23 protein-coding genes, 2 tRNA genes and 4 pseudogenes are annotated in these 26,601 nt (G+C 37.7%); 20 read left to right on the top strand and 9 right to left on the bottom strand.

Going from position 1 to position 26,601, the window contains the following annotated elements; genetic code table 11:
* Nucleotides 1-49 precede the first annotated feature (49 nt).
* Together nrdD and nrdG are read left to right on the top strand one after the other, a co-directional pair.
* Nucleotides 50-2,258: pseudogene (nrdD, locus tag LEUFL_RS12270) on the top strand (anaerobic ribonucleoside-triphosphate reductase).
* A gap of 8 nt (nucleotides 2,259-2,266) precedes the next feature.
* On the top strand, nucleotides 2,267-2,884 hold the full coding sequence (nrdG, locus tag LEUFL_RS0108675) for an anaerobic ribonucleoside-triphosphate reductase activating protein (RefSeq protein WP_010008851.1): 618 nt from the start codon (nucleotides 2,267-2,269) through the stop codon (nucleotides 2,882-2,884).
* A 57-nt stretch (nucleotides 2,885-2,941) separates the two neighbouring features.
* On the opposite strand, the gene LEUFL_RS10680 is transcribed toward nrdG, so the two are convergent.
* The gene (locus tag LEUFL_RS10680) at nucleotides 2,942-3,904 is read right to left on the bottom strand and encodes a DMT family transporter (protein ID WP_010008850.1); all 963 of its coding nucleotides are present in this window, start codon (nucleotides 3,902-3,904) and stop codon (nucleotides 2,942-2,944) included.
* A gap of 85 nt (nucleotides 3,905-3,989) precedes the next feature.
* Here LEUFL_RS10680 and LEUFL_RS0108665 point away from each other — a divergent pair, with 85 nt between their 5' ends.
* From LEUFL_RS0108665 to LEUFL_RS0108635, 7 genes and pseudogenes are all read left to right on the top strand, one after another.
* Nucleotides 3,990-4,772, top strand: coding sequence for a PaaX family transcriptional regulator C-terminal domain-containing protein (locus LEUFL_RS0108665; RefSeq protein WP_010008849.1), 783 nt, complete (start codon nucleotides 3,990-3,992; stop codon nucleotides 4,770-4,772).
* Nucleotides 4,773-4,799: 27 nt separating this feature from the next.
* Complete coding sequence (locus tag LEUFL_RS0108660) at nucleotides 4,800-5,021, top strand: DUF1146 family protein (RefSeq protein ID WP_010008848.1); 222 nt, start codon at nucleotides 4,800-4,802, stop codon at nucleotides 5,019-5,021.
* Between the two features lie 112 nt (nucleotides 5,022-5,133).
* The gene (locus tag LEUFL_RS0108655) at nucleotides 5,134-6,126 is read left to right on the top strand and encodes a rod shape-determining protein (RefSeq protein ID WP_010008847.1); all 993 of its coding nucleotides are present in this window, start codon (nucleotides 5,134-5,136) and stop codon (nucleotides 6,124-6,126) included.
* A gap of 9 nt (nucleotides 6,127-6,135) precedes the next feature.
* Nucleotides 6,136-6,336 (top strand): annotated as a pseudogene (locus tag LEUFL_RS0108650) (DUF2969 family protein); the annotation flags it as partial.
* A gap of 71 nt (nucleotides 6,337-6,407) precedes the next feature.
* A pseudogene (locus tag LEUFL_RS12265) lies at nucleotides 6,408-7,626 on the top strand (FtsW/RodA/SpoVE family cell cycle protein).
* The gene (locus LEUFL_RS0108640; protein WP_010008843.1) at nucleotides 7,626-8,630 is read left to right on the top strand and encodes a DUF2785 domain-containing protein; all 1,005 of its coding nucleotides are present in this window, start codon (nucleotides 7,626-7,628) and stop codon (nucleotides 8,628-8,630) included. Before LEUFL_RS12265 ends, LEUFL_RS0108640 begins: the two are co-directional and overlap by 1 nt.
* A 36-nt stretch (nucleotides 8,631-8,666) precedes the next feature.
* Entirely contained in the window at nucleotides 8,667-9,800 is a 1,134-nt protein-coding gene (locus LEUFL_RS0108635; protein ID WP_010008842.1) for a D-alanine--D-alanine ligase family protein, read from the top strand.
* Nucleotides 9,801-9,856: 56 nt separating this feature from the next.
* Here the strand turns inward: LEUFL_RS0108635 and LEUFL_RS0108630 are convergent, their stop codons facing one another.
* The 4 genes from LEUFL_RS0108630 to rpsD form a co-directional block, all read right to left on the bottom strand.
* A complete protein-coding gene (locus LEUFL_RS0108630) occupies nucleotides 9,857-10,303 on the bottom strand; it encodes a universal stress protein (protein ID WP_010008841.1) in 447 nt (148 codons plus the stop codon).
* Nucleotides 10,304-10,662: 359 nt separating this feature from the next.
* Nucleotides 10,663-11,949: a replication-associated recombination protein A gene (locus tag LEUFL_RS0108620; protein ID WP_010008839.1), complete on the bottom strand. Its 1,287-nt coding sequence runs from the start codon at nucleotides 11,947-11,949 to the stop codon at nucleotides 10,663-10,665.
* 1 nt (nucleotide 11,950) lies between these two features.
* Entirely contained in the window at nucleotides 11,951-12,325 is a 375-nt protein-coding gene (locus LEUFL_RS0108615) for a YueI family protein (protein WP_010008838.1), read from the bottom strand.
* Between the two features lie 85 nt (nucleotides 12,326-12,410).
* A complete protein-coding gene (gene rpsD, locus LEUFL_RS0108610; protein WP_010008837.1) occupies nucleotides 12,411-13,022 on the bottom strand; it encodes a 30S ribosomal protein S4 in 612 nt (203 codons plus the stop codon).
* A gap of 299 nt (nucleotides 13,023-13,321) precedes the next feature.
* Between rpsD and ezrA the strand changes: the two genes are divergently transcribed.
* From ezrA to LEUFL_RS0108595, 3 genes are all read left to right on the top strand, one after another.
* Nucleotides 13,322-15,034 (top strand): septation ring formation regulator EzrA, encoded by a 1,713-nt coding sequence (gene ezrA, locus LEUFL_RS0108605; protein ID WP_010008836.1) that lies wholly within the window; start codon nucleotides 13,322-13,324, stop codon nucleotides 15,032-15,034.
* A gap of 95 nt (nucleotides 15,035-15,129) precedes the next feature.
* Nucleotides 15,130-15,212, top strand: a tRNA-Tyr gene (locus LEUFL_RS0108600).
* A 28-nt stretch (nucleotides 15,213-15,240) separates the two neighbouring features.
* Nucleotides 15,241-15,312: transfer RNA gene (locus LEUFL_RS0108595), tRNA-Gln, on the top strand.
* Between the two features lie 65 nt (nucleotides 15,313-15,377).
* Here the strand turns inward: LEUFL_RS0108595 and hflX are convergent.
* Together hflX and LEUFL_RS12260 are read right to left on the bottom strand one after the other, a co-directional pair.
* Nucleotides 15,378-16,631, bottom strand: coding sequence for a GTPase HflX (gene hflX / locus LEUFL_RS0108590; protein WP_010008834.1), 1,254 nt, complete (start codon nucleotides 16,629-16,631; stop codon nucleotides 15,378-15,380).
* Nucleotides 16,632-16,786: 155 nt separating this feature from the next.
* Nucleotides 16,787-17,454 (bottom strand): annotated as a pseudogene (locus LEUFL_RS12260) (histidine phosphatase family protein).
* Nucleotides 17,455-17,604: 150 nt separating this feature from the next.
* On the opposite strand from LEUFL_RS12260, the gene helD reads away from it, so the two are divergent.
* The 3 genes from helD to LEUFL_RS0108570 all read left to right on the top strand — a co-directional run bounded on the left by helD (nucleotide 17,605) and on the right by LEUFL_RS0108570 (nucleotide 21,058).
* Nucleotides 17,605-19,977, top strand: a complete 2,373-nt coding sequence (helD, locus tag LEUFL_RS0108580; protein WP_010008832.1) for an RNA polymerase recycling motor HelD — start codon at nucleotides 17,605-17,607, stop codon at nucleotides 19,975-19,977.
* Nucleotides 19,978-20,037: 60 nt separating this feature from the next.
* Nucleotides 20,038-20,676 carry a type I pantothenate kinase gene (locus LEUFL_RS10665; protein ID WP_050792597.1) on the top strand — a complete coding sequence of 213 codons (639 nt, stop codon included), beginning with the start codon at nucleotides 20,038-20,040 and terminating at the stop codon, nucleotides 20,674-20,676.
* A gap of 178 nt (nucleotides 20,677-20,854) precedes the next feature.
* Complete coding sequence (locus tag LEUFL_RS0108570; RefSeq protein WP_010008829.1) at nucleotides 20,855-21,058, top strand: cold-shock protein; 204 nt, start codon at nucleotides 20,855-20,857, stop codon at nucleotides 21,056-21,058.
* Nucleotides 21,059-21,145: 87 nt separating this feature from the next.
* Here the strand turns inward: LEUFL_RS0108570 and LEUFL_RS0108565 are convergent, their stop codons facing one another.
* A complete protein-coding gene (locus LEUFL_RS0108565; protein WP_010008828.1) occupies nucleotides 21,146-21,562 on the bottom strand; it encodes a Fur family transcriptional regulator in 417 nt (138 codons plus the stop codon).
* Nucleotides 21,563-21,723: 161 nt separating this feature from the next.
* Between LEUFL_RS0108565 and LEUFL_RS0108560 the strand changes: the two genes are divergently transcribed.
* Genes LEUFL_RS0108560 through LEUFL_RS0108545 form a run of 4 tightly spaced genes read left to right on the top strand, consistent with a single transcriptional unit; the run spans nucleotide 21,724 to nucleotide 24,626 of the window.
* A complete protein-coding gene (locus tag LEUFL_RS0108560) occupies nucleotides 21,724-22,401 on the top strand; it encodes a VIT1/CCC1 transporter family protein (protein ID WP_010008827.1) in 678 nt (225 codons plus the stop codon).
* A 20-nt stretch (nucleotides 22,402-22,421) separates the two neighbouring features.
* The gene (locus tag LEUFL_RS0108555) at nucleotides 22,422-23,195 is read left to right on the top strand and encodes a VIT1/CCC1 transporter family protein (protein ID WP_010008826.1); all 774 of its coding nucleotides are present in this window, start codon (nucleotides 22,422-22,424) and stop codon (nucleotides 23,193-23,195) included.
* Complete coding sequence (locus LEUFL_RS0108550) at nucleotides 23,189-24,040, top strand: YihY/virulence factor BrkB family protein (RefSeq protein WP_010008825.1); 852 nt, start codon at nucleotides 23,189-23,191, stop codon at nucleotides 24,038-24,040. Before LEUFL_RS0108555 ends, LEUFL_RS0108550 begins: the two co-directional genes overlap by 7 nt.
* Nucleotides 24,033-24,626, top strand: a complete 594-nt coding sequence (locus LEUFL_RS0108545) for a DUF1054 family protein (RefSeq protein WP_010008824.1) — start codon at nucleotides 24,033-24,035, stop codon at nucleotides 24,624-24,626. The genes LEUFL_RS0108550 and LEUFL_RS0108545 overlap by 8 nt, the downstream gene beginning before the upstream one ends.
* A gap of 29 nt (nucleotides 24,627-24,655) precedes the next feature.
* Here LEUFL_RS0108545 and LEUFL_RS0108540 read toward each other — a convergent pair whose 3' ends face one another.
* A complete protein-coding gene (locus LEUFL_RS0108540) occupies nucleotides 24,656-25,507 on the bottom strand; it encodes a MurR/RpiR family transcriptional regulator (protein ID WP_010008823.1) in 852 nt (283 codons plus the stop codon).
* A gap of 148 nt (nucleotides 25,508-25,655) precedes the next feature.
* On the opposite strand from LEUFL_RS0108540, the gene gnd reads away from it, so the two are divergent.
* Nucleotides 25,656-26,564: a phosphogluconate dehydrogenase (NAD(+)-dependent, decarboxylating) gene (gene gnd, locus LEUFL_RS0108535; protein WP_010008822.1), complete on the top strand. Its 909-nt coding sequence runs from the start codon at nucleotides 25,656-25,658 to the stop codon at nucleotides 26,562-26,564.
* Nucleotides 26,565-26,601: the final 37 nt, after the last annotated feature.

The raw sequence follows: 26,601 nt of genomic DNA, 5'->3' as shown, positions 1-26,601 counted from the left end.
TTGATATGATATATGTCATCAATAACATAAATGAAAAGGGGTAGTATTAGTGTCTGAAATCGGGGTAAAAGTTATTGCAGATCCAATCAATGTAGCAGTGGTTAAGCGGGATGGTCGGCGTGTCACATTTGACTATCATAAAATATTGGTTGCTTTAAATAAGGCGAATCAAAAGATTCAGGGGGAGGGCAACGCAAGCGACGAAGCAGCACTTGAAGATGTCATGCTTGATGTTGTAGAAGAAGTTAAAAAGCGGTTTACAGACGATGTTAAAATTTATGAAATTCAAAACATTGTTGAACAATCATTGCTGGCACATCACTTTTTTGATTTAGCCGAGGAATATATTAACTATCGTGCGCGCCGTGATTTTGAACGGAGTCAAGCAACCGATGTTAATGTTAGAGTTCAACGCCTGATTAATAAAGACAGTGCAGTTGTGAATGAGAATGCCAATAAGGATAGTCATATTTTCAATACACAACGAGATTTAACAGCTGGAGCGGTTGCTAGAGCTATTGGGTTGAAAATGTTACCACCCAAGGTGGCTAACGCTGATATGAAGGGTGAGATTCACTGGCATGATTTAGATTATCAACCTTATAGTCCAATGACAAATTGCTGTTTAATTGATTTTAAGGAAATGCTAACGAATGGTTTTACAATCGGTAATGCTGAAGTAGAAACACCAAAATCAATTCAAACGGCAACTGCTCAGATGGTTCAAATTATTTCAAACGTAACATCAAGTCAGTATGGCGGCTGTTCTTCAGATCGTACTGACGAAGTGTTGGCGCCTTTTGCAGAAAAAATTATCAAAAGCATCTTACCGAGTCTAAGCAATGGATTAGTGATGCTGAACAACAAATTGATTATGCCAAGCAACAAACAAAAAAGACATCTATGATGCCATGCAAGCGTTGGAGTATGAAATTAACACATTATACTCATCACAAGGACAAACGCCTTTTACTACTGTTGGATTTGGTTTAGGAACGAGCTGGATTGAACGTGAGATACAGAAAGCTATTTTACAAATTCGAATAGAAGGTTTGGGAAAAGAAAAGCGTACAGCAATCTTCCCTAAATTAGTCTTTACAATTAAAAAGGGGTTAAACTTCGCGCCAGGAGAACCTAATTATGATATCAAATCATTAGCTGTTGATTGTGCAACTAAACGTATGTATCCTGATATCTTAATGTATGACAAAATTGTTGAATTAACAGGTAGTTTTAAAGCACCAATGGGATGTCGTTCATTCTTACAGGGTTGGCATGATGAAAATGGTAAAGAAGTGAATGCAGGACGGATGAACCTTGGCGTTGTCACGGTTAATTTGCCAAGAATCGCTTTGGAAGCCAATGGTGATACGGAAAAATTCTGGAAAATTCTAGAAGAAAGACTAGATATATGCCGAGAAGCATTGGTCTTTAAGGTTAATCGTGTTAAAGATGCGACGCCTGAGAATGCACCTATTTTGTATCAGTTTGGTGCCTTTGGAAAACGATTGGAAAAAGATCAGAGTGTTGATGAGTTGTTCAAAAATAAGCGAGCAACAGTTTCCTTAGGATATATTGGATTATATGAGGTTGGTGCTGCTTTCTATGGCCCCGATTGGGAACACAATGCAGAAGCCAAAGCATTTACTGTTAATATCGTGAAAAATCTTTGGGAACACTGTAACGACTGGGGTAATGAGTATGGTTATCATTTCAGCGTTTATGGTACACCAAGTGAAAGTTTGACAGATACTTTCTGCCGTTTAGATGCTGAGAAATTTGGATTAGTACCCAATATTACAGATAAAGATTATTATACAAATAGTTTCCATTATGATATTCGCAAGCCAGTGACACCTTTTGAAAAATTAGACTTTGAAAAAGATTACCCTAAGTATTGTTCCGGTGGCTTTATTCATTATTGTGAGTATCCAAATTTGAAACAGAATCCAAAAGCATTGGAAGCTGTTTGGGATTATGCTTATGATAAAATTGGTTATCTTGGTACAAATACACCAATTGATCAGTGCTTCGAATGTGGTTTTAAGGGTGAATTTATGCCTACGGAACGTGGCTTTAAATGTCCAGATTGTGGTAACACAAATCCTGAAACTTGTGATGTTGTGAAGCGAACATGTGGCTATCTAGGCAATCCACAGAAACGCCCAATGATTCATGGTCGGCATAAGGAAATTGTCACACGTGTTAAGCATATGAGTTTAGGAAATGATGCCACAAGTGCAGCACGCCAAGGTTAGGAGACAATATGTCAGAAGAAATCGAGACTGCCACACCGCGTCAGCGACCTAAAAGAGTACGACAGCCTAAGAATCCTAAACCACAAGAATGGCTAGCAGAAGACTTGAGTATGGATTATGTGGCAAGTTATAAGCCGTTTAATTTTGTCGATGGAGAAGGCGTACGTTGTAGCCTCTATGTGAGTGGCTGTAAATTTAGCTGTCCAGGTTGTTATAACAAGGTTGCGCAAAACTTCCATTATGGACAACCTTATACACAGGAACTAGAAGATCAAATTATTCAAGATTTAAGTCAAAGTTATGTTCAGGGCTTGACGTTGCTTGGTGGCGAACCTTTTCTCAATACGAATGTTTGTATCGCGCTAGTTGATCGTATTCATCGCGAATTTGGTCACGATAAGGATATTTGGTCTTGGACGGGATATACTTGGGATGAATTACAAGTTGAGTCGGATGATAAGAAAGCGTTATTATCGAAGATTGATATTTTAGTTGATGGTCGTTTCCTATTAGCCAAAAAAGATCTTACTTTACAATTCCGCGGTAGTTCGAATCAACGCATTATTGATGTTCAAAAATCATTAGCTCAAGGTGAGGTTGTGATTTGGGATAAATTAGTACGCTAAATAAAAAACTTGCTGGGTCGTCAACGACACCAGCAAGTTTTTTATTGTAGAAAATGTTTAATGATGTGCATGTGGCATAGGATTATCTTGATTGGCAAAACGGTCACCAATGAACATAATCATTGAACCAATCACAATCACAATAATACCTAACCAGGTGGATAATGTAATTTTTTCATGTAGAATAAGCAGAGCTAAGATAGGTGCAAGAGCGGGTTTGATAAAGAATACCAACGAAGCTGTGGAAACATTAGATGTTTCCATAGCTAAGAAATAAAAGCCAAATCCACCAGCAGTTACACCAAGGCAAATATATAATAGTAAGAAAGCATTGCTTGAGGTAATACCTGAAAAATAAGGAATATTTGCGAATTCACTGAGTTTTGGATTTTGTAAGAGACCAGTTGCAATTGATTGGATATGAGAGATACCCATTAAGATGGCTAGTTCAATCGCACCAAATATGAATGTAAAGCTTGTCATGGTCAGACCATTGAAATGATGACGCATAGAACCCCAACGTGAAATAATAGAATATAAACCAAATGTCAATGCTGCTATAATCGATAAACTAAGCCCCAAAGGATCTGTTAAGTGTGTTGGATTTACAATAATTAGCAAACCGACAATTGATACAATGACCGCAATTAAATTTGATCGGCTCAACGTTTCTTTTAGAATAAGATATGAAAAGATAAGTGCAAAAATAGGATTGGCACTAAAAACAACCGCAACAGTTGAGGCTTTGTCCACTTCAACGGCAACTTGATAGAAGGACATGCTGACGACTACAGCAATGAGACCGGTGAATGCAAATAAACCCATATCTTTCAAATGAATGCGTTGATGCTCACGGCTAAGTGCATGAAGCGCAAAGGGGAGCAGTGCTATACCGCCTACTAAAAAGCGTAGAAAATTAAGCTGAATACCACTAAATGAACCACCGGCCATTTTTAAAGAAATTTCCATTGAGCTAAATAAAAATGTTGAAATGATGACATAGAGATAGGTTTTTTTCATAATGAGCGCTTTCCATATTTATGATATAATATTTTTTATAAAAAACTAACTGATATAATTATAATTTATAAAAGGGGTTTGTCAAATGCAATCCATTGAAAAGCAAATACTACACCTCATTGATGTTGGAGAAGAAGTTGAAGCGAAGACTTTAGTGGATATCTATACTCAGCGTGATTACAATGAAATGACCATTAGAAATAATTTGTCCAAGTTAAAACAAGCTAAACAAATTACCAGTACCAAACGCGGATGGTATCGATTGGCACCAGCTGGGAAGCGTTGGTTATCTGATATTAATCATAAATATGCTAACTATAATCAAGTATTTACTGATGAGTGGACAATTGTCTTACTGCGCATTCCTGAAACAATGCGACGCTCAAAACAGATGTTTAAAAATAGCTTACTGGATTATGGTTTTGGTGCCTATACATCTTCTGTTTTGATTTCACCGTGGCCGTATCAAGAGGTAGTCCAACAATTAGCGATTGAAAATCAAGTGCAAGATCGAGTGAAAATTATTCGAACATCGTTACTTAACGCAACGTTATCCAAATCTGAAGCTTATGATGTTTGGCGTTTAAAAGATATCGTTGCTTTTTACGAAACGGAACTTGATTGGATTCGTCATCAGCGTCAAAATCTACCCCAACAAGAATTAGCATTACTCAATGTTTATTTAGATATCGGCATGCATATTAATGACACATTTTTACGAGATCCTATGTTACCAATTAGTTTATTACCTGATCATTGGATTGGCCGGCAGACAATGGACTTGTTAATTCAAACATATAATGAAATTGCGACATTATATCCCAAGCAATCAGAGTATGCTAGGCTAGTAGTACCTATGTTTTCATAATAATGATGCTTTAAAGGAGATATACTTATGATGCAACCCATTTTGGGCATTAGTCTTAATATTATTTTTATTTACTTTTCTTTTTGGACTATTCGGCCTATTAATTTTGAGAAAATAATGCCGTTTACACCGTTTCAGGCGGCTGTCTTAAAGGTTATTTTAGCCGTTATAATGGGCTATCTTTTAGCAAGCTTTTTCTTAACAATGTTCAATTGGATTACCAGTGTTCCTGACGTATTATTACGATAAAGCTAGCCAAGATTACCCCTAAGAAAATGAACAAAATATGATATAATCAAATAGGTTATGGCATTTTTTGCCACACGATAATTAAGTATAAATGTTAAAAGAGGAAACTATCATGGCAAAAGATATCGGCATAGATTTAGGAACTGCCAACGTCTTAATTTATGTTGAAGGTAAAGGGATTGTTTTAAATGAACCTTCTGTTGTTGCAGTAGATGATAAAACAGACCGTGTTTTATCAGTTGGTTCAGAAGCTTACCGTATGGTTGGTCGTACGCCAGGTAATATTCGTGCTGTTCGACCATTGAAAGATGGTGTAATCTCAGATTTCGATGTTACAGAAGCAATGCTAACTTACTTTGTGGACAAATTAAATGTTAAGGGTTTTATGTCAAAGCCTAATATTATGATTTGTGCGCCAACAAATATTACTGAAATTGAACGTAAAGCGATTATACAAGCAGCAGAAAAAGCTGGTGGTGCCAAAGTTTACCTAGAATATGAGCCTAAGGTTGCGGCAGTAGGTGCCGGACTGGATATCTTTAAGCCAATTGGATCTATGGTTATTGATATGGGTGGTGGTACTTCGGATATTGCAGTGTTGTCATTAGGCGATATTGTTGTTTCAGAGTCAATACGTGTCGCTGGAGATAAAATGAACTTTGATATTGTCGGTTATTTAAAGCGTCGACATAACTTGATTGTTGGTGAACGTACAGCAGAAACAATTAAGATTCAAATTGGCTCCGCTTTACCTGTTGATGAACCACTTACCATGGAAGTCCGTGGTCGTGATAATTTTGAAGGTATGCCAAAAACCATTACGATTAATTCTAATGAAGTTGAAGAAGCATTACATGATACCTTACAACAGATTGTCCGTGCAGCGCATTCTGTGTTATCTAAATTACCGCCAGAATTGGCTGCAGATATCATTGACCGTGGTATTATGTTGACCGGCGGTGGTGCCTTATTGCATGGAATGGATCAGTTATTGTCCGATGCATTAGAGGTACCAGTTGTCGTTTCAGATTCACCGTTAGATAATGTTGCTAAGGGTGCTGGCGCTTTGTTAGAACATATGAAAACACGTCGTCGAGGATTATAAAATGCGTAAAAAAATCAAAATTTCAGCGTGGACCTAGTAGAGCAAGATCAACAGTTACAGGTTTTGGTTGATGGCGAAATGATTGGCTATATTGAAAAGTCTGCCCGTGGATTTAACGGTGTCTTTGGTAAGCAAACCGTCATTAATCAGGCTAAAAGCCAAGATCAAGCGTTGCAGGAAATTTTAGCAAGCTATAATTTGTACGCTTAATATTGGTATATCAAAAGTTTCCAGTGAGCGATTGTGATGAACAATCGCTTTATGCATAACGAGGGTGTAGCATGCAACAGTTTTCTAATCAGAAAAATAAAAAAGTAACTGAAAATGATTTGGATTGGGGCATTATTTTAGCACTATTGCTATTTATGATGATTGGTCTTAGTTCGTTATTTCAGGCAGCCATGCATATGCATGGCGCAACACTAGCCAGCGCACTCAGGCCAGTAGCTATTCAAGGTGTATTTTTGGATTATTGGGGCTGTGTTGATTGTATTCTTGGTACGGTTTGATGCCACGCAACTATGGCGTTTAGCGCCCATTGCGTACGGTGTTGGTCTCTTCTTGTTAGTTGCAGTGCTCATTTTTTATAATCGATCAATGGCGGCATCTACAGGGGCCAAATCTTGGTTTGTCTTCGGACCACTATCATTTCAGCCATCTGAAGTGGTTAAGCCGGCATTTATTTTAATGTTGAGTCGGGTTGTTGTTGAGCACAATCGCGAGAAACCAGTGCATGAAACCCATTCTGATTGGCTCTTGTTAGGTAAGATGGCGCTTTGTTTCGCACCAATTGCTGTGTTAATTGCTTTACAAAATGATTTAGGCACGTTATTGGTATTTGCGGCAATATTTGGTGGGGTAGCACTTGTTTCTGGTGTTACTTGGCGTATTTTAGCACCTGTTATCGCAATTGCTACAACGTTTGGTATCACAGCTTTAGCATTGGTAACGTCCACCTTGGGACGTACTGTTTTGTCTAAATTTGGATTCCAGGCTTATCAATTTGCGCGTGTGGATTCTTGGTTGCATCCTGCCCAAGATACATCGAACACTGGTTATCAGACTTACCAAAGTTTAAAAGCTATTGGTTCCGGACAGATTTTTGGTAATGGTTGGGGAAATCTCAAAGTTTATGTACCAGTTCGTGAATCGGACATGATTTTTTCTGTCATTGGTGAGAGTTTTGGATTTATTGGCGGTACATTTTTAATTGTGCTTTATTTTGCCTTTATTGTCATGATGATTCAGGACACATTTAAGGCCCAGACTGCCTTTTATGCATATATTGCAACAGGTGTTGTTATGATGGTTTTGTTTCATGTCTTTGAAAATATTGGTATGAGTATTGGCCTTTTGCCACTGACAGGTATTCCGCTACCCTTCATTTCTCAAGGAGGGTCTTCACTGTTGGGAAATCTTATTGGTACAGGTCTAATATTGTCTATTGGTTATCAAAAACAATCGTCTGCATTTACTGAATCGACAGGATTTTCAATCTAATGTTATCATTTGAACAGGGAAGAACGAATTTAAGTCACTTACGACAAAAAGTGAAAAACGGGCAATTGTATCAGTCTCTTGGTAGTCAATTGCTTGCTTTGGCTGAAAATATGCCATATGTTCAGCAAGCTTCAGTTGTTGATACGCCACCACTGAGTACAGAAGCTGAAAAATTCATGCAAGAATATCAGAAATACTGGCATGCTTTAGAAAAAGAAACCCATGCTGAATATGTTGATTCTGAAATTAGTGATGAAAATTTATTGTTAGTTTTACAACAGCTAGCGCATCAATCACCACGTTATCGAGATGATGGGGCATTCACATTTTTGAGTAATGCAATTCAAGGAGAGTGGCTGACGCAACGTCAACTTAGCTGGATGGCAGAATTTCTAATATCTGATCATCAATTATTTGCACATATTTTTGAACCACACAATGATGCTGTTTATCGCCGATCGTTTAGTATTTTAGTATTATCTTTGTTATTACATTATCACTGGACAAAGCAAAAATTCTTGACGATAGAACAGCTTGATATGGTGGTTGATCAAGTTGCGCTATATGCTATATTGGAACGTGATGGCCGTGGTTTTATCAAAGACAACGGCTGGGCGCATGCTTTTAATCACATGAGCAGTATAATTACTGAGCTCTCTGCCATGCCTGAATTAGTCAGAGCAGATAAGTTATTTCTGTTGGCAACATTATTAACAGGTTATCGGGCATTAATGGAGCCGTTAGTTATGGGTGAAACGCAACGAATCATTGACGTTGCGATGCGATTGGCTAATCAGAGTGATGTGTATGCCGAGTATATTTTACTGAATCTGAAATTTTGGCGAAGAGATTTGGTATCATTGCAACCACCACGTGAAGAAAAAATGTGGCATACAATCTATAATCGAGCACGTTTTTTTGATAGCATAGTGTTGTATGGTGAAGACAATGTACCACAAAAAATTTGGGATTATGTCCTAAGTTCGCGTGATTTTTTGGTGTAACAATCAGCTGTAATGAGTTAAGAATGGAGAAATACTATGAAAAAACATGTTGCTTTAGTATTTGGTGGTAATTCATCAGAGCACGATGTGTCGAAGCGTTCGGCAGAGAATATTTATAATGCCATTATGGCAACTGGTAAATATGATGTCACTTTGTTTAGCATTGCGCAAAATGGCTATTTCTTAGATCCAGATGCTTCACGCCGTATTTTTGAGGGTGAAGATGAGCAAATGGTTGTAGATGAATTTATGGCTAAAGTTGATGAAAAAGATCCGCTAGCTAGAATTAAAGCCATTAGTCAAGCTGGACAGTTTGATATTTTCTTCCCAGTTGTACACGGTAATTTAGGTGAAGATGGGACATTACAGGGACTATTTAGATTGTTAAATAAGCCATTTGTTGGTGCACCACTAAGAGGGCATGCTGTTAGTTTTGATAAAGTATTAACAAAAGAGTTGTTAACAGTCAATGGTATTCGCAATACGAAATATATTGTTGTGAGTCCAGAAAGTGTTGATAATTGGCGTTGGTCAGATGTTAAAACACAACTAGGCGATATTGTTTTTGTTAAGGCAGCTAATCAGGGATCATCAGTTGGTATTTCTCGTGTTACAAATGAGCTAGAATATCAAAGAGCATTACAAGATTCTTTCCAATATGATTATAAAGTCTTGATTGAAGAAGCAGTGAAGGGACCTCGTGAACTTGAAGTTGGCGTGATAGGTAATGAAAAGCCTATTGTCTCAGTGATTGGTGCGCATACCGTACCAAACCAAGGGGACGGGGATGCTTGGTATGATTACAGCAATAAGTTTGTCGATAACTCATCTGTCTTATTTGAAATTCCAGCCAAACTAACGCCCGAAGTGACGCAAGAAGTAAAAGATATGGCCTTGAAAGCTTATCAGGTCTTAGATTTACGTGGTGAAGCACGTATGGATTTCTTGCTTGATGAGAATGGTATACCGTATCTTGGTGAACCCAATACACTACCAGGATTTACGAATATGTCTTTGTTCCCAAGATTATGGGATGATACCAACATGGATAATGCTCAACTTGTAGATGAATTAATTCAATTAGGATTTGCTGAGTTTGAACGAAATGCGCAATTAAGCTATGCTTTCGTCGCCTTAGGTGAAGAGAAGATTGGTAAATTTAATGCGTAAAAGCAAACAAAAAAGACGATCATCATGATCGTCTTTTTTTATGACTTAGAGTGAGATTAATGTGCACGAACAACCAAGACATCAATCTTTGAAGTACGTGTAACATATTCAGTAACTGATCCAATAACAAGTCGTTCAACAGCGTTTAATCCAGTAGCACCAATAACAATAAGATCTGCTTGTAGCTCATTTGGCACTTCTTTACCAATCAAAGTTTTAGGGGAACCATATTCAATCATGAAGTTTACATTAGCAACACCAGCATCTTGTGCTTGCTTCTTATAACCTTCAAGGCTCTTGCGTGTTTCGTCTGAAACGGCTTCAACCATTGTATCGTCAAAACTAGCAACGTTCTGGAATGCACGAGTATCAATAACATTTAAGATTGATAAATCACCTGCGGGACCAGCATCCTTAGTTAGTTCGATAGCACGTGCGAGGGCAGCTTCAGATTCCTTTGAGCCATCCATTGGTACTAAAATCTTGTGATAATTCGTTGGCATGATAACATCCTCCGTTTCTTTCTGTACCTTAAGTATAGCGCTTTCATGAAGAAAATAATAGTTTTTTGCAAAATATATATAAAAACCCACATCAGATGATGTGGGCTACGAGATAAACTCGGAACACTCAATTGGTACCGTTAAACACTTCGCAGATTTTCCTCGAAATTGTCGAGGTGGAAGATTCCAGCAGAATCGTCAAATGACCAAATGATAGGGCATATTTTCGGATTAGGTGTCCTCTTCCAATTAAAAGGTTGTAAGGAAAAAACTGATGGTGAAGTGAATCGTATACCTGAGGAATTCACTTATATTATATCGTGGAATACATGGAAAAAGTAGTCTTGACATTCATAAAATTAAGATAGTTCATTTTGTTGACGCTTTTTTAGATTTTCATTAATTTCTTTGAGCTGTAATTCAATTTTTGAATTACCTTTTGGCTGAAAATAAGTTTGAGAGCGTATTTCATCAGGTAAGTACTGTTGTGCAACCCAATCATTCTCATAATCATGTGGATATTTATAATCAACACCATGATTGAGAGCTACTGCGCCTTTGTAATGACTATCCTTAAGATGGACAGGGACATGGGTTGCTTTTCCCTTTTGGACATCTTCTAGTGCTTGATTAATGGCTAAATAAGCTGAGTTTGATTTTGGCGACAAAGATAATTCAACAATAGCATTTGCAATTGGAATCCGAGCTTCAGGGAGACCTAACATTTGTGCTGCTTGAATAGCTGAAATTGTATGCTGAGCAGCAGAGGGATTGGCTAATCCAATATCTTCGTAAGCAATGACTGCTAAACGGCGTATTAAAATATTCAAATCACCACTTTCAATTATCCTAGCGGCATAATGTAAAGCGGCATCAACATCTGAGCCACGAATAGATTTTTGTAGGGCACTAATAACATCGTAATGCGCATCGCCATCTTTATCGGCACTCAAAGCTTTTCTTTGCGTGACTTCTTCGATAGCAGATAAAGTGAGGTGAATCGTATCATCATTTTCAGGAGATGTTGACAGCACCGCTAATTCAAGCGCATTTAATGCACTACGAAGGTCACCGTTGGTGGCTTGGGTTAATTGCTTCATTGCTTGATCATCAATTGTTACAGCATAGTTACCTAAACCATTTTCTTTATCATTTAATGTACGTTGAATAGCCTGGTGTATATCATTTTCCGTTAAAGGATAAACTTGAAATATTTGTGTTCGTGAACGGATAGCAGGTGTGACATTGATATAGGGATTTTCTGTGGTTGCACCGATTAGAATAATATTGCCAGATTCCAAATGAGGCAGTAAAAAATCTTGTTTCGTTTTATCAAGACGATGAATTTCATCTAACAATAAAACAACAGACCCAGACATTTTGGCTTCTTCAGCAACAATTTGTAGGTCTTTTTTACTATCTGTAGCTGCATTTAAAACGCGAAAAGCATATTTGGAAGAACCTGCGATGGCACTAGCAATACTTGTTTTACCTGTACCTGGTGGACCATATAAAATCATTGAACTTAGACGATGTGCTTGCACCATGCGCCAAATAATTTTATTTTTGCCAACCAAATGTTGCTGACCGACGATATGTTCAATTTTTTTGGGACGCATACGATATGCTAAAGGCTCTTGTGTCATATTATGAAATGTAGATATTATCAATATTAACAGCATGATCTGATGCCAATAGAACAGCAATGGCATCATCATGTTGCGTTGCAGTAGGATGATCTGATAATAATGTAAAAGGATGATGGGTGGCGGTGGCTTGCTTAACAAATGTTGTAAAAGAGCTCTGTGCTAAGTTTTGATTAATCAAAACTTTGCCATCACTATGATTCTTGAGATAATTTAAGAATTCATTTTGGACATGTGTATCAGCAATTTGAGAGGCTTTTATTGCAATGAGCACTCGCTCTCTAAATGTTCCTAAGTATCGATTCTGTTCATCGGGATTAAGTTTAGGTGTACCAGTGGTTTTCTGGGATTGTTGTAGGCGATCATTAATGTCCATAACTACTCCTATAAAAATAAGTTTAATCTATTATACCGCAGTATATAAAAAACTCGCACAAGGCGAGTTTTTGATTAATGAAGAATTAACCCAAACGGTTGTAGTATTCAACAATCAATGCTTCGTTAATGTCAGCATCTAATTCTTCACGTTCTGGCAAACGAACTAATGAACCAGTCAACTTATCGGCATCAAATGATACGAATTGTGGACGTGATACAACAGCTTCGATTGCAGATTGGATAGGTACAATGTTCTTTGACTTATCACGAACTGAAATCTCTTGACCAGGAACAACATGATATGAAGGAATATCAACGCGCTTGCCATCAACTAGAATGTGACCGTGGTTAACCAACTGACGTGCTTGTGCGCGTGAAGTTGCAAAACCTAAACGGAAAACTAATGAATCCAAACGTTGTTCCAACAAGATCATGAAGTTAGTACCGTGAGTACCCTTACGGATACTACCAGCTTTGTTAAACAAGGCGTGGAATTGACGTTCTGTCAAACCATAAGTGAAACGCAACTTTTGCTTTTCACGTAATTGAACACCATATTCAGAAAGCTTTGAACGACGGCCGGCACCGTGATCACCAGGTGCGTAAGCACGACGTGATAATTCTTTACCAGTACCAGACAATGAAACACCTAAGCGACGAGAAAGGCGCCACTTTGGACCTGTATAACGTGACATATATATGTCCTCCAAAATATTTTTGTCGTTTTGAAGGGTAAATACCAGATGCGTGCAACGCTAAACTTGACGTTTCTCAGAACCTGTAGCTTGGCCTTACTAACGAGTTGGAGCGTTGTTGACGCGCTTCTTTATTTACTGCTACTCAATAACAACTTATTAATCATATCAAACTTATAAATGATTGGCAAGTTATTAAGAAAAGACTAAGCGCTTTAAGTTTAGTAAATATTAAATGAATGCTACCGTTGGCGTGTTAAAATAATTAGTGAATACTTAAAAGGTCGGAAATTAAACTTATGGAACTTGTAATACTATTCATTGTTCTCGCAATTGTAGCGATTGCATACATTACGATATTTGTTTTGCAACGCGTTACGGTGCAAAAGGTTAATGAATTAAAAGAGAAAAAAGAACAACTCAAATCTTTAAAAGTTCGAGACGAGTTAATGGCGGGCAGAAAGCTCTCACTAACTGGTGAATCTTTAAAGCAGTATCAATCATTAGAAAATCAATATAATGACGTGCAGAATAATAAGTTTTTGAAAATTGACCAGCAGGCCAATTTAGTTTTATTTGAAACACGTGGTATCAATTTTTTGAAGACACGTCAAGAATTAGCGCGCTTGCAAACAATGGTTACTGATACAGAAGCTTCTATTAAAGAAGTGCGTGCGGGTCTTAATGAATTGAAGCGTCTCGATGAAGCGCATCGTGAGGCAGTGAATGATTTAAAGAAGAAGTATGATGACTTACGGAAAAGATTATTAGCAGAAAACTTTAAGTTTGGACCAGCTAATCCAGCATTAAATAAATTCCTAGATCAACTAGAAAAAGATTATGATGAATTTACACGTTTAACAGATGATGGTGATCATGCTGCTGCGAGTGATATTTACGAACAGCTTGGCATGGAAACAACGCAGATGGAAAAAATGATGCGTGATACACCAACACTGTTTGATAAGCTTAATGTAAAATATGTTGATCAATTGAATGAGCTTTCTCGTGGACATGCTGAACTATTAGAGCAGGGTTATGTGTTCCCAAATGATAGTGTTGATGCAGAACTTGGTGCTATTGATGCGCAACGTCAACAAGTATTATCATTGTTGGCTGATTTGAAGTTAAAAGAAGTTAGTGAACAAAACGGCTATATTGAGCGACGTATTGAAGCGCTTTATGACGTTATGGATAATGAAATTGCGGCACATCGTCAGGTTTTGGTGAATGCTGATAAATTATCTTCTTATCTTTTACGCTTGCGTGAGCAAAACAAGGTATTAAGCACCCAATTAGATGTTTTGGGGCAAGTCTTCCAATTCAATCATAAAGAATTTGAGATGCGTCGTACTTTCCTAGAAAAGATTAACGAGTTAGAAAATCAAGTCAATCATACGGATGATTTGTTAGAAGAAAAAGAAATATCCTACAGTGAAGTTAGAGCGCAGCAGGAAAATATTTTAGAACAATTTGAAGAAATTGAGAAGCAACAACGTGACATTTGGGATAAGATTAGTGGTTTAGAAAAAGCACGTCGTTCAGCTAGTCAATTTGGTGGTAATTATCAGCAAGATATTGAGGAAATTAAGCATCGTGTTGAACGCCTGAATTTACCCGGATTACCAGCCCCTTATTTAGAATATTTCTTTGCTGTTAGCAACGAATTAGAGCGGTTAGCTAAAGCGTTAGGCGCAAACTTAATTGATATGGATGACGTACAACGCCAATTAAATATTGTGTCATCAGATATTGATACACTTAAAGAAAAAACAGATACCTTGGTAGATCAAGCAAGTTTGTCTGAACAACTGTTACAATATGCCAATCGTTATCGGACACAAAGCGAGCGGGTGGCAGCAGCTAGTGAGCAAGCAAGAATGTTTTATGAACGAGACTATAATTATCAAAAAGCTATGGATATTTTAGGTGATGCATTGAATAGTGTTGAACCAGGCGTTTATGAAAAAATTATTGATGCATACATGAAGCGTAAAAAAGCAAGCAGTTAAACAGAGGCCTTAGGGCCTTTTTTTATAAAAAATATAAAAACTGTTGTCTTAAACGCTATAATTTGGTATAGTATAAGAGTTGTTTGAGACGACATGGGAGTGTAGCGAAGTCTGGCTAAACGCGACGGACTGTAAATCCGTTCCTTCGGGTTCGTAGGTTCGAATCCTACCGCTCCCATATAAATGATATTGTAAAATATCATTATTGCCCCTTGGCCAAGTGGTAAGGCAGTGGTTTTTGGTACCGCTATGCGCTGGTTCGAATCCAGCAGGGGCAATAAAAGAGCACACCACATTGTGGTGTGCTTTTTTATTGTTTCAGTTTTTTAATAATATAGGTTACTTAAATAATAAATGGCGCATACAAATGAGCTTCGTCTGGAGATAAAGTCACTTCTATAATCGTACCTGATTCATCAAAGTTTTCACTAATAAAGGTATGATTGGCTGCTAATTTTGCTTGGATATTGCCTTGGGTAAAAGGAATATGCAATTTAACAACAACATCATTTTTGAAGATATGCTTTTTAATAAGATCAATTAATACATCTTGCGATGTTGTGTCTAAAGCAGAGATTGTAATCGTGTTATCCCCAGTTATTTCTGGAAAAGGTAGGCCCGCTTTATCAGCTTTGTTGAAAACAGTAATCATTGGTCGCCCAGAAACACCAATTTGCGCTAACGTTTCTTGTGTCGTGTGAATCATGTCCTGATAATTTTCATCAGAAATATCAACAATGTTGAGTAATAAGTCTGCGTTTGCCGCTTCAGATAATGTTGATTTAAAGGCTTCAATCAAATTATGCGGTAACTTAGAAACGAACCCGACAGTATCACTGAGTAAGAATTGATGTTTATCTGGTAATGTCAATTGCCGTACTGTTGTATTTAGCGTGGCAAACAACATATCTTTTTCAAAAACTTGTTTTGTCGTACCTGATGTTGCACCAACACCAAAACGGTGCAGTAGTTGGTTCATAATGGTAGATTTTCCGGCGTTTGTATAACCAACCAGCGCAACATTGGGCAACTGATTATGTTGACGTTGTGCGGAACGCGTACCTTCACTTTTTTCGATATCAGCTAATTCTTGACGAATATGAACCATCTGCTTGGTGATACGTCTTCTAGATTGCTCAAGTTTGGTTTCCCCAGCACCACGCGAGGTGAAGCCACCGCCACCAGCACCTGTTTGTTGATCTAAGGTAATGGACATACTGGTTCTTAGACGTGGTAGCTGATATTGTAGACGGGCAAGTTGAACTTGTAACTTTGCATTTTTAGTTTGAGCACGTTGCGCAAAAATATCTAAAATTAAGCCCGTCCGGTCGACAACTGTTGTACCAGTTTCTTGTTCAAGATTGCGAATTTGAGAAGGTGTTAACTCGTCATTAGCAATAATCATGTCAACATCATAAGTTTTGGCATGATCAGCCAGTTCGGCAACTTTACCTTTACCAAAATAAGTTGCTGGGTTAGGACGCTCTAACATTTGTGTGAAGGATTCAACCGGTTCTAAATGATTGGCTTCGGCTAGGTTAGCCAGTTCCTCTAATTCATATTCAATATTATCTTTTTGATTAGCTAGGCCAACCAAAAAACGCGACGACGTTTATTTTCCATAAAAAACTCCAATCAATGATGCAAGGTTGGAGAAAAATCGTTTAAAAGACGTCATCCAATCTTGCAGACATTTATTTATCATAAAATTTGCCTTCAGTTATCGTGACGACAGTTCACATATTGTAACTTTTAGAATATCGTTTGATCATCGTTGTAGCTAACGACATCCACTTGATTTGGTGACAGAGTTAAACGTGTCACAGCACCATTTTTAACACTTTCCTGTGCATAATTATTTTGTGTATATTTTTCAGTAATGGCGCGAATAGCCGTACCATGAGAAACTAACAAAATGTTTTGACCAGCTTGGTGCTGCTGACGTAAAGTATCAAAACCATGATCAATACGTTGCCAAAATTCAGTATTATCCTCTGCAAAATTGAAAGGATCGGCTGCTTTAACAGTGTTCATGGCATCAGGCATACCGTATTGTGTGACCAGTTCAGAAAAATTGGCAAAATCTTCATGCTTAATAGCGCCTAGATTTTGCATGACTGATGTTGTAATCACACCTTCAAATGAGCCAAAGAATTGCTCACGGAAATCGGGCAGTAAGCTCGGTGTCAGCGGTGAATCGCTTTGATTGTTAGATAAGACATATTGTGCAGTATGGATAGCCCGTGTCAAGTCAGATGAGTAGGCAGCATCGAAATGGACATTTGCCAATCGTTCACCTGCATTTAAGCCATGGCCAATACCTTTTTTGTTAGCGGGGCATCTGACCAACCTTGAAAGCGGTGCAAGAAATTAAAATAAGTTTCACCGTGACGGACCATATAAATATTGATATTTGACATGAGAACTCTCCTTGATATATTAATTCTATTTTATCAGATAACAATTAATCTTTTGCAAGTCTTTATTAATATGCGTATAATTAATACATCATAATTTAAGCATATAAGTTGCGTATTATATAGAAGATGAAGCACCCAGGAGATATGAACTTGGATAAGACAGTGAAACAAGAAGAGACACGTTACTTGAATGCCACTTTGGCTGCAATGCAAAAAGCCAAAGATGAAACAATTAATGAGATTAAACGAACGAATCAAAATATTGATGAAGTTGCTAAAAGCTGGGGAGATGTTCGGCTAAAAACTGAAACTTACTCAGGTATTGTTGAGACAGCGATGTCCATTCGTCAGCAACAGCAAATGCTATCTGAACGAGAAAATTCTAAAACACTGGCACAAAGAAGGCTGGTGACATTAGATAAACAACTAGAAAAACCATATTTTGCACGAATTGATTTTAGTGAAAAAGCCAGTGATAGCGGTGAACCTGAAACAATCTACATTGGCTTAGGCTCTTTTAGCGATGGTCATGATCATTTTTATGTGTATGATTGGCGGGCACCGGTGGCATCAATTTACTACGATGGTGGTATCGGCGCTGTTGAATATTTAACGCCTGATGGCACACAAGAAGCAAATGTAACGCTAAAAAGACAATTCCAAATTGAAGATGGTGTCATTGTGACGCTTTTTGATACGGAAGAAGCCATCGGTGATGCTATGCTGATGAACGCCTTAAGTGGCGAATCATCGACTAAAATGAAATCAATTGTCACAACTATCCAAAAAGAACAAAATAAGATTATTCGTAATACGAAATCTGATTTATTATTTGTTCAAGGGGCTGCTGGTTCAGGTAAAACAGCGGCTGTGCTACAACGCGTAGCGTATCTACTTTATCGGTATCGGGGCAAGCTAACGAGCGGACAAGTTGTTTTATTTAGTCCCAACCAGCTCTTTAATGATTACATTGATCAAGTCTTGCCAGAATTGGGCGAACAAAATATGGTACAGATGACATTTTATCAATACACGTCACGCCGTTTGCCTAAGATCACTGTTGAAACTCTACAAGAACGTTTTGAAAAAGATAATAATCAAACTTATCAACAGTTTACAGCATTAAAGGGTAGTTTGCTGATGCATCAAGCATTGTTGAAATATAGTCAACATTTGATTCATAAAGATACAAAATTCCGTAATTTAGTATTCCAAGGGGATGTTGTCATTAGTAAGCAACAAATTGCCGATACTTATTATCAATACAATGAAAATTATGGGCTTGGTCCGCGATTAGAAGCAACACGTGATCATTTAATGCGTCAATTAACTGGACGTATTAGTAGTGAAATGAAAAAAGACTGGGTTGACTTAGCTATCGAAAACTTGAGTAAACAAGAATACGATGAATTAGTTGGAACAGGACAGGTGCGACTTGGTGATGATGAAGGAGAGGATGCTGCGGCTAATACACGTCGTGCGCAATTAGGGCCTAATGCCAAGGAACGTGAGTTTACTAGTGAAAAAGCGGAACGTCGCTTTTTGGCAAAGCAAATTGTTGTGCGAGCATTACGACCACTCGTGCGTCAAATTAGACGTAGCGCTTTTTTGAACATTAATGCGCAATTCATTGACTTTTTGCAACAGTTACCCGAATATTTAGACTTATCAGAATTTGATTTAACAAAAGAGCAGTGGCATGAACATGTGGCAGTAGTGACAAAAGACTTGAAGCAAAGGAAGATTTCGTTAGCCGATACAACGCTTTATCTGTATCTATATGATCTCTTGACGGGTAAGCATGGCGAAAGAGATATTCGTTTCTTATTTATTGACGAAATTCAAGACTATACGCCGCTTCAATTAGCTTTTCTAAAGTTCAGCTTTCCAAAGGCTAAGTTCACGGTACTTGGTGATTTGAATCAGGCGATTTTTACTAAGGATAATGCTAAGAATCTACAAAATAATTTCGCAAATCTTTTTGATTCAGAAAAAGTTGAGATGGTGCAACTGACACAAACGTATCGTTCAACGCAGCAGATTACTGATTTTACCAAGGCAATTTTAGTTGATGGTAAACAAATTGATGCGTTTAACCGAGAAGGTGAATTGCCAAGTGTTCACGTTTTGACATCTGAAGCAGAAATGTTAGTCAAATTACAAGAGCAATTACGTGAGAACGATGAACAGCAGGACACTACAGCAATTATCACCAAAACGTTAGCTGATGCAAAGGCACTCTATGCTGCCTTAAAGGACGCAGAAGTACCAGTGACTTTGATTCAATCTGAAAATCAACGATTAGCCGAGGGTACGATTATTGTACCTTCTTATCTTGCCAAGGGATTAGAATTCGATGCGGTTGTTATCTGGGAAGCTAACCGTTCGCAGTATGGTCACGATAGTGAACGCCAATTGCTATACACGGTAGCCAGTCGTGCTATGCATCGTTTGACCATTTTAGCTTCTGGCACACTGTCACCATTAATCAGTGCAATACCAAACACCCTATATAGAGGATAACGTCATGTACTGGCAAAAACTGTTAGATTATATTGAAACGCGGACAACAGATTTTTTGTAATTGGCTTAACAGGATCTGTTGCGGTAGGGAAAAGTACATTATCTGCTCGATTATCAGAGAGTTTACAAGAACGCCATTTTGATGTGGAAGTGGTCAGTACGGATGATTTTTTATTGACTAATTTAGAATTAAAGCAACATCAATTATTTGATGAAAAAGGATTCCCCAAGACTTATCATTTGAATAAATTAGCACAGATGATTCAAGATTTTCGTGATGATGCGCCACAAGTCACTATTCCAGATTACTCTCATGAATTAGCAGATATTCGACCAGATGTTCAAAAGGTAATTCAAAAACCAGATATTTTAATTATTGAAGGTGTAACGGCTTTACAATTACCTGATCACATATTAGACTTAGCAATTTATGTCGATGCTAAACTTGCTGACATCGAGTCGTGGTATCTGAATCGTACGCTAGCCGTTATGGACAAAGCACGCTTTGATGCCAAAAGTTGGTATTATCCTTATACACAAATGCCACTTTCTCAAAGGCAAGAACATATTATGTCTGTATGGCGCAGAACAAATTTAAAAAATTTGCAACAATATATCGCGCCAACAAAAGCAAAAGCAAATGTGATTATTAAAATTGATGCGCAACATCATATTCAGCATATTGAGTATGATGATTGATATTTAGAAAGAATTTTTGTACTTTTAACTTGCTTATATCAACAGGTATGGTACACTAGTAACCGTAATATAAGTTTTTGATATTTTTGATTCGTTTTTCTTTGAACGCGCTCGATTTACCAATTAATTTAATTACAAATAAAATAACATTGGTGAGCACACCAAAGGAGAATTAGTCATGTCAGAACAAGGTACAGTAAAGTGGTTTAACGGCGAAAAGGGTTACGGATTCATCACACGCGAAAACGGTGAAGATGTATTCGCACACTTCTCAGCAATCCAAGGTGACGGTTTCAAGACTCTTGAAGAAGGTCAAAGCGTTTCTTTCGAAGTTGAAAGCTCAGACCGTGGCTTGCAAGCTACAAACATCGTTAAGGGCTAAGCTTTAGGCTTCCATTAATGAATAAAAGCACTCATTCAGTTGAGTGCTTTTTATTTGTCTAAAATGAACAAATAAAAAAGATGAGGCTTATGCCTCATCTTTTTTATTGTCTTGGGGATGACCATACACTTCAATATGATAACCAGAAATATTCCAACCAGTAATCTCACGGGCTGCTTCGAAAAGTGGCCGCATATCAAAATTATTAGCGTCAATAATTTCATTCGTTTCGGGATTAATTATGTGATAATGCGGTTCACCATAATAATCATAATGATGCTTGCCATCATCTAATTGATCAATGGTAATAACTAATCCAGATTTTACAAGATGTTCTAAAGTATTATACACAGTTGCCAAGCTAATCATTGGTAAATCTTTATGAATCATCTCAGCAGTCGGATGTGTATGATTTGTTGCAAGATAGTCTAAAATTTTTAAACGCTGGCTTGTTGCTTTTAAGCCATGTTCTGCTAAAATTCCCCGTAAATTTTGTTCTGTCATTAATGATTACTCCGTTGCTTATCAAAGGCTTAAAACGATTTGAGAAGTTAACTTATATATGTTTAGTATAGCATTTATTTAGAAATGTTCCAAACTACTTGATATGGAACGGCATTTTTGATATAACTGTATTTGGAACAATTCTAAATTGGAGAGAGCAAATGAGCGATAAACAAAGTTTAATGCAGAGAAATAATATTATTCGTGCAGGGGTAATGGGGGCTAACGATGGTATTTTATCTGTATCAGGTATTGTTTTAGGTGTTGCTGGGGCAACATCTCATACTTATACAATTATGTTGGCCGGTATGGCTGGTATGTTAGCGGGAACGATTTCAATGGCGATGGGGGAGTACGTCTCTGTTAGTTCTCAGCATGATGCACAAGAAAAAGTACGTCATGAACAGGAAAAAGCCTTAAAGCAAGATTATGATGCTGAATTTGAATTTGTTAAAAATAAATATGCAGCGAGCGGTATTTCTCCGGAATTAGCCCAACAGGCAACCCAAGAAATGATGGCGAAGGATGCCTTATTGACCACTGTACGTGAACGTCATGGTTTTACACTTAATCAAGAGTTAAATCCAATTAGTGCAGCAGTTGCTTCAATGGTAAGCTTCCCCCTAGGTTCGATCTTACCAATGGTGGCTATGGCGTTTTTACCACAGAACCTTCGCGAAATTGGTACTTTTATTGCGGTGATTATTGCATTAACCATTACGGGATATAGTGCTGCTAAATTGAATGGTGCAAATGCTAAGCATGCTGCATTTAGAAATGTTATTGCTGGTATATTTACAATGGCCGTTACTTATGCCATTGGTACATTGTTCCGTTAAAACATATAAGAGGAATATAAATGATGGAAATGTTAAAAGCGGGTATCAAGAGTACCTTTAAGAAAACCGAAAAGACAATGGATGAGCGTTTGAATGCCATCCGTGCCGGTGTTTTAGGATCTAACGATGGCATACTAACAGTTGTTGGTGTACTATTTTCAGTTGCTGGCGCAACGACGAATCAGTTTGCAATTTTTATTGCCGGTTTAGCTGATTTATTAGGCTGCGCATTATCAATGGCGTCTGGGGAATATGCTTCTGTTAGTTCACAAACCGATAGTGAGAAGGTTGTGGTAAAGGCTGAAGAGGCCTTGTTGAAGACAGATTTTCCAGCACAACATCAAGTGGTGACGAATTTCTATATGGAACGTGGTGTTTCAAAAACAACGGCAAGTCATATTGCGGATGAATTATTGCATGATAAGCCCTTAGCAACCGTGTTAAGTATTAAATACGATATTACTTTAGGTCATTACGTGAATCCTTGGGATGCTGCGTGGGCTTCATTATTCAGTGCTGCTTTAGGCGGCGCATTTCCTCTGTTAGCTTTGATGTTGGCACCGGTTAAGTATCAGTTTTTAGCTACTATTGCGGCAACAGCAGTTGCGGTTGCTTTGACCGGATTTTTGAGTGCAAAACTTTCAGATGGCTTGGTCGGTAAGGCTGTTGTTCGTAATGTGGCAATTGGCATGTTAACGATTGCCATTCACTATGGCGTGGGGCTCTTTTTTAACAATTTAAGGTCATTTTGCTACACTTTTAGCCATGAATTGGGCATAATAAAAGCATGTTAAAAAAGATATTACAATTTTGGTATCGTGCGAATGAGCGATATAAATTTGATCAATTAAAAGTATATTGGCAACGCTCACAAATTAGTTATGTTGGGCCGACGTTTGCCTATTATGTATTGCTGACTGCTTTCCCAATTTTAATTGGTGTTGCTATGATGTTGTCTTTTACAAATATCGATAATACTGTCTTGATTGATAATTTGAGAAATATTTTGCCACCTAATATTAGTAAAATCCTTTTACCTATTTTGACTTCGATTTTAAATAATCGTAGTGTCTCTTTGTTTTCAATTACCATTATATTGGCGATTTGGTCCATTTCAAGAGTGATTGCGATCTTTAGAAAAGCATTCAATGCGATTGCCGGTGTCGAAGAAAAGATTAGTAGTTTATTAACACGAGCATTTTCTTTTATTTGGTTACTCGTTATTATTTTATTATTTGGTGTTTTCCTGATTGTTGGCAATGTGTCAGTTGTTGTACTACAAAATTTTCCGGCGTGGTCATTTGCTGATACTATCTTGGCACAATCTCAATGGATTGTATCATTAGGTTCATGGCTGATGTTGGTACTTCTTAATTTTCTGTTACCAACTAAAGAAGCTCGGACAAAGTTGCGTTATGTTCTTGTTGGTAGTTTTATAGAGGTTGGCTTATTGACACTGCTCAATAAGGGGTTTACTTTTTATGCAAAATTCGCCTTAGGACGCTACGACTTTTACCAGTCGATTAGTTCAATCATTGTTGTTCTCATTTGGTTGAATTTAATTGCCAGTATTTTAGTTGCTGGATATGTTATTATTCACTGGTTATCAGAATTCCACTGGAGGGAAAAGGATGTTTGAAGTCACTGATTTTGATATTTTTAAGGATACGACCTTGGCGGGGCGCATGACAAAAATACGCGATATTATTGATCCAAAATTTGATACATTTGCGACGAAAGCGTTACCCGTTTTGGCACAAGATGGTCAAGTGTGGTATGCGCATGTGGCCAAACATTTACGTCGCGTGACAAATGCGCCCGATAATACATGGGTCGCTTTTGCACCGAATAAGCGTGGCTATAAAATGATGCCGCATTTTGAACTTGGCCTTTGGGAAGATAATCTCTACTTGTTTTTGGCTGTTGAAGAAAATATGAAGCCAAAAGCATTAGACGATATTGTACCAAAACTGAGAAAAATCACGGATGATGTTTTAAAATTACCAGAATATTTTGTATTGAGTCCTGATCACATGGTCAATGCGACACAACCATTAACAAATTATAATGCTGTTGTTGATCGCTTTGCGAACATCAAACATAGTGAAGTACTAATTGGTGTTACAATTTCACGAGATGACACACGTTTTGGGACATCAGCTCTGGATGATTATTTATTAAAAGTTTTGGAGCACTTGTTACCACTTTATCAACAATTAAAATAAAAAGGTACGTCAAAGAATGACGTACCTTTTTATTTTTCACGTGTTTCTTCAATCGCGTCGCGGAGTGTATCTACAACATCTTGTGTTTGGTTAGCAAGTTTAGAACCAACTAATGTGAAAAGGGTGTCGATAATAGTAACTTGAGCGATTAAGGAACTCATGGATTCACTACGAAAGTTAACCTCTTCTGCTAAAGATAAGAAATTAATGTCGGCGATTTTTGCTAATGGCGCATCCTCAAAGGCTGTAATAGCAATCATGAGGACACCATTTTCTTTTAATTTTTGGGCGATGAGTAAGGTGTCTTTATTACGACCAGAATGAGAAATAACAACACCAACATCACCTTTTTTCATACGGACAGCTTCCATGAGTTGAATATCATAATCTGGATGGGCAAAAACATTAAGTGGTGTGCGTAAAAATTTGTGATAGGCGTTAAAAGCTAAAATAGAGGAACCACCAATTCCGAAGAAACCGACACGATTAGAGTTGATAAGGGCTTGTGTTGCATGATCTAATTTTTGACCATCTAAATTTGCTTCTGTTGTTGCCAGAGCGTTTGTAGCGCCATGAAAAACTTTATGTGCAATGGCAATTGTATTATCATCGTCACTAATTTCACCAAAAAAGTCATTGGTTATATTTCGAACGCTTGAACTAGCTAAAGCTAATGAAAATTCACGGAAAGATTCAAAGCCGATTTTCTTAACAAAACGCGAAATACTGGCCGTGCTAATGCCACTGCCAAGTGCCATCTCTCTAATGGTCGCTTCTTTAGCGCGCTGTGGATCATCAATGATATATTGGATTAATTTTTGTTCAGTTGGATTATATTGCTTTTTTTGAGCACGTAATTTTGTAACGATATTTTTTGGCATATTCTAATACTGATTTCATATAAATTTTATTAAAGGGTAACAACGTACTTTACTATACAAGATAAGAAAAAATTTTCAATAAATGGCTTGCATATTGTAAATTTTTTCATACAATGGTCTTGTACAAAAAATAAAGAGGTATGTAAACATGAAGTTTGCGATGATTGGCCTTGGTAAGATGGGCTTGAACTTAGTTAAGAATGCTGTTGACAATGATCACGAAGTTGTAGCATTTGATTTGAATGCTGACTTTGTTAAAGAAGCAGCAGACTACTCAGATAAGGTTTCAACTGCATCTGACATTGATGACATGTTGTCACAATTGCCTTCACCAAAGGTTGTATGGGTAATGGTACCAGCTGGTGTACCAACTAACTCAACAATCGATACATTGATTGAAAAGATGGACAAGAATGACATCATCATCGATGGTGGAAATTCAAACTACAAAGATAATTTGGAACAAAACAAGCGTACTACTGCTGCAGGCATTAAGTTCTTTGATGCTGGTACTTCAGGTGGTATGTCTGGTGCACGTAACGGTGGAAACTTCATGATTGGTGGAGATGATGCTGAATCATGGAAGGTTATCGAACCTTTGTTCAAGTCAATCGCTTTGGAAGATGGTTACTTGTACACAGGTAAGTTGGGATCAGGTCATTACTTGAAGATGGTCCACAATGGTATCGAATATGGTATGATGCAAGCTATCGCCGAAGGATTTGAAGTTCTTGAAGCTTCACAATACGACTACGATTACGAAGCTGTTGCTAAGCTATGGAACCACGGTTCAGTTGTTCGTTCATGGTTGATGGAATTGGCTGAAGAACAGTTTGCTAAGGATCCTAAGTTGGATGCTGTCGCTGGTCGTATGCATTCATCAGGTGAAGGTAAGTGGACAATTGAAGAATCTCTTGATTTGGAAGTTCCAGCACCAGTTATTGCATTGTCATTGATGATGCGTTACCGTTCATTGCAAGATGATACATTCACTGGTAAGGTCGTTTCAGCATTGCGCAATGGCTTCGGTGGTCACGCAATGGATACAGCTAAATAAACACTCGAGGTTTAGATGTGAGGACTAATCTGTTATG

Origin of the sequence: Leuconostoc fallax KCTC 3537, from assembly GCF_000165675.1 — a bacterium.
In the GTDB taxonomy this organism is placed as follows: Bacteria; Bacillota; Bacilli; order Lactobacillales; family Lactobacillaceae; genus Leuconostoc_B; species Leuconostoc_B fallax.
This window is presented reverse-complemented; position numbering and strand designations above follow the sequence as displayed.

Coding starts and splice junctions, on each gene's coding strand:
- LEUFL_RS0108565 (WP_010008828.1), bottom strand. CDS start 21,562: ATGACAGAACAAAATTTACGGGGAATTTTAGCAGAACATGGCTTAAAA.
- LEUFL_RS0108555 (WP_010008826.1), top strand. CDS start 22,422: ATGATGGAAATGTTAAAAGCGGGTATCAAGAGTACCTTTAAGAAAACC.
- LEUFL_RS0108640 (WP_010008843.1), top strand. CDS start 7,626: ATGTTATCATTTGAACAGGGAAGAACGAATTTAAGTCACTTACGACAA.
- LEUFL_RS0108620 (WP_010008839.1), bottom strand. CDS start 11,949: ATGACACAAGAGCCTTTAGCATATCGTATGCGTCCCAAAAAAATTGAA.
- LEUFL_RS0108655 (WP_010008847.1), top strand. CDS start 5,134: ATGGCAAAAGATATCGGCATAGATTTAGGAACTGCCAACGTCTTAATT.
- gnd (WP_010008822.1), top strand. CDS start 25,656: ATGAAGTTTGCGATGATTGGCCTTGGTAAGATGGGCTTGAACTTAGTT.
- LEUFL_RS10680 (WP_010008850.1), bottom strand. CDS start 3,904: ATGAAAAAAACCTATCTCTATGTCATCATTTCAACATTTTTATTTAGC.
- LEUFL_RS0108635 (WP_010008842.1), top strand. CDS start 8,667: ATGAAAAAACATGTTGCTTTAGTATTTGGTGGTAATTCATCAGAGCAC.
- LEUFL_RS0108660 (WP_010008848.1), top strand. CDS start 4,800: ATGATGCAACCCATTTTGGGCATTAGTCTTAATATTATTTTTATTTAC.
- ezrA (WP_010008836.1), top strand. CDS start 13,322: ATGGAACTTGTAATACTATTCATTGTTCTCGCAATTGTAGCGATTGCA.
- LEUFL_RS0108570 (WP_010008829.1), top strand. CDS start 20,855: ATGTCAGAACAAGGTACAGTAAAGTGGTTTAACGGCGAAAAGGGTTAC.
- nrdG (WP_010008851.1), top strand. CDS start 2,267: ATGTCAGAAGAAATCGAGACTGCCACACCGCGTCAGCGACCTAAAAGA.
- rpsD (WP_010008837.1), bottom strand. CDS start 13,022: ATGTCACGTTATACAGGTCCAAAGTGGCGCCTTTCTCGTCGCTTAGGT.
- LEUFL_RS0108550 (WP_010008825.1), top strand. CDS start 23,189: ATGTTAAAAAAGATATTACAATTTTGGTATCGTGCGAATGAGCGATAT.
- LEUFL_RS0108560 (WP_010008827.1), top strand. CDS start 21,724: ATGAGCGATAAACAAAGTTTAATGCAGAGAAATAATATTATTCGTGCA.
- LEUFL_RS0108615 (WP_010008838.1), bottom strand. CDS start 12,325: ATGGACATTAATGATCGCCTACAACAATCCCAGAAAACCACTGGTACA.
- LEUFL_RS0108665 (WP_010008849.1), top strand. CDS start 3,990: ATGCAATCCATTGAAAAGCAAATACTACACCTCATTGATGTTGGAGAA.
- LEUFL_RS0108630 (WP_010008841.1), bottom strand. CDS start 10,303: ATGCCAACGAATTATCACAAGATTTTAGTACCAATGGATGGCTCAAAG.
- LEUFL_RS0108540 (WP_010008823.1), bottom strand. CDS start 25,507: ATGCCAAAAAATATCGTTACAAAATTACGTGCTCAAAAAAAGCAATAT.
- LEUFL_RS0108545 (WP_010008824.1), top strand. CDS start 24,033: ATGTTTGAAGTCACTGATTTTGATATTTTTAAGGATACGACCTTGGCG.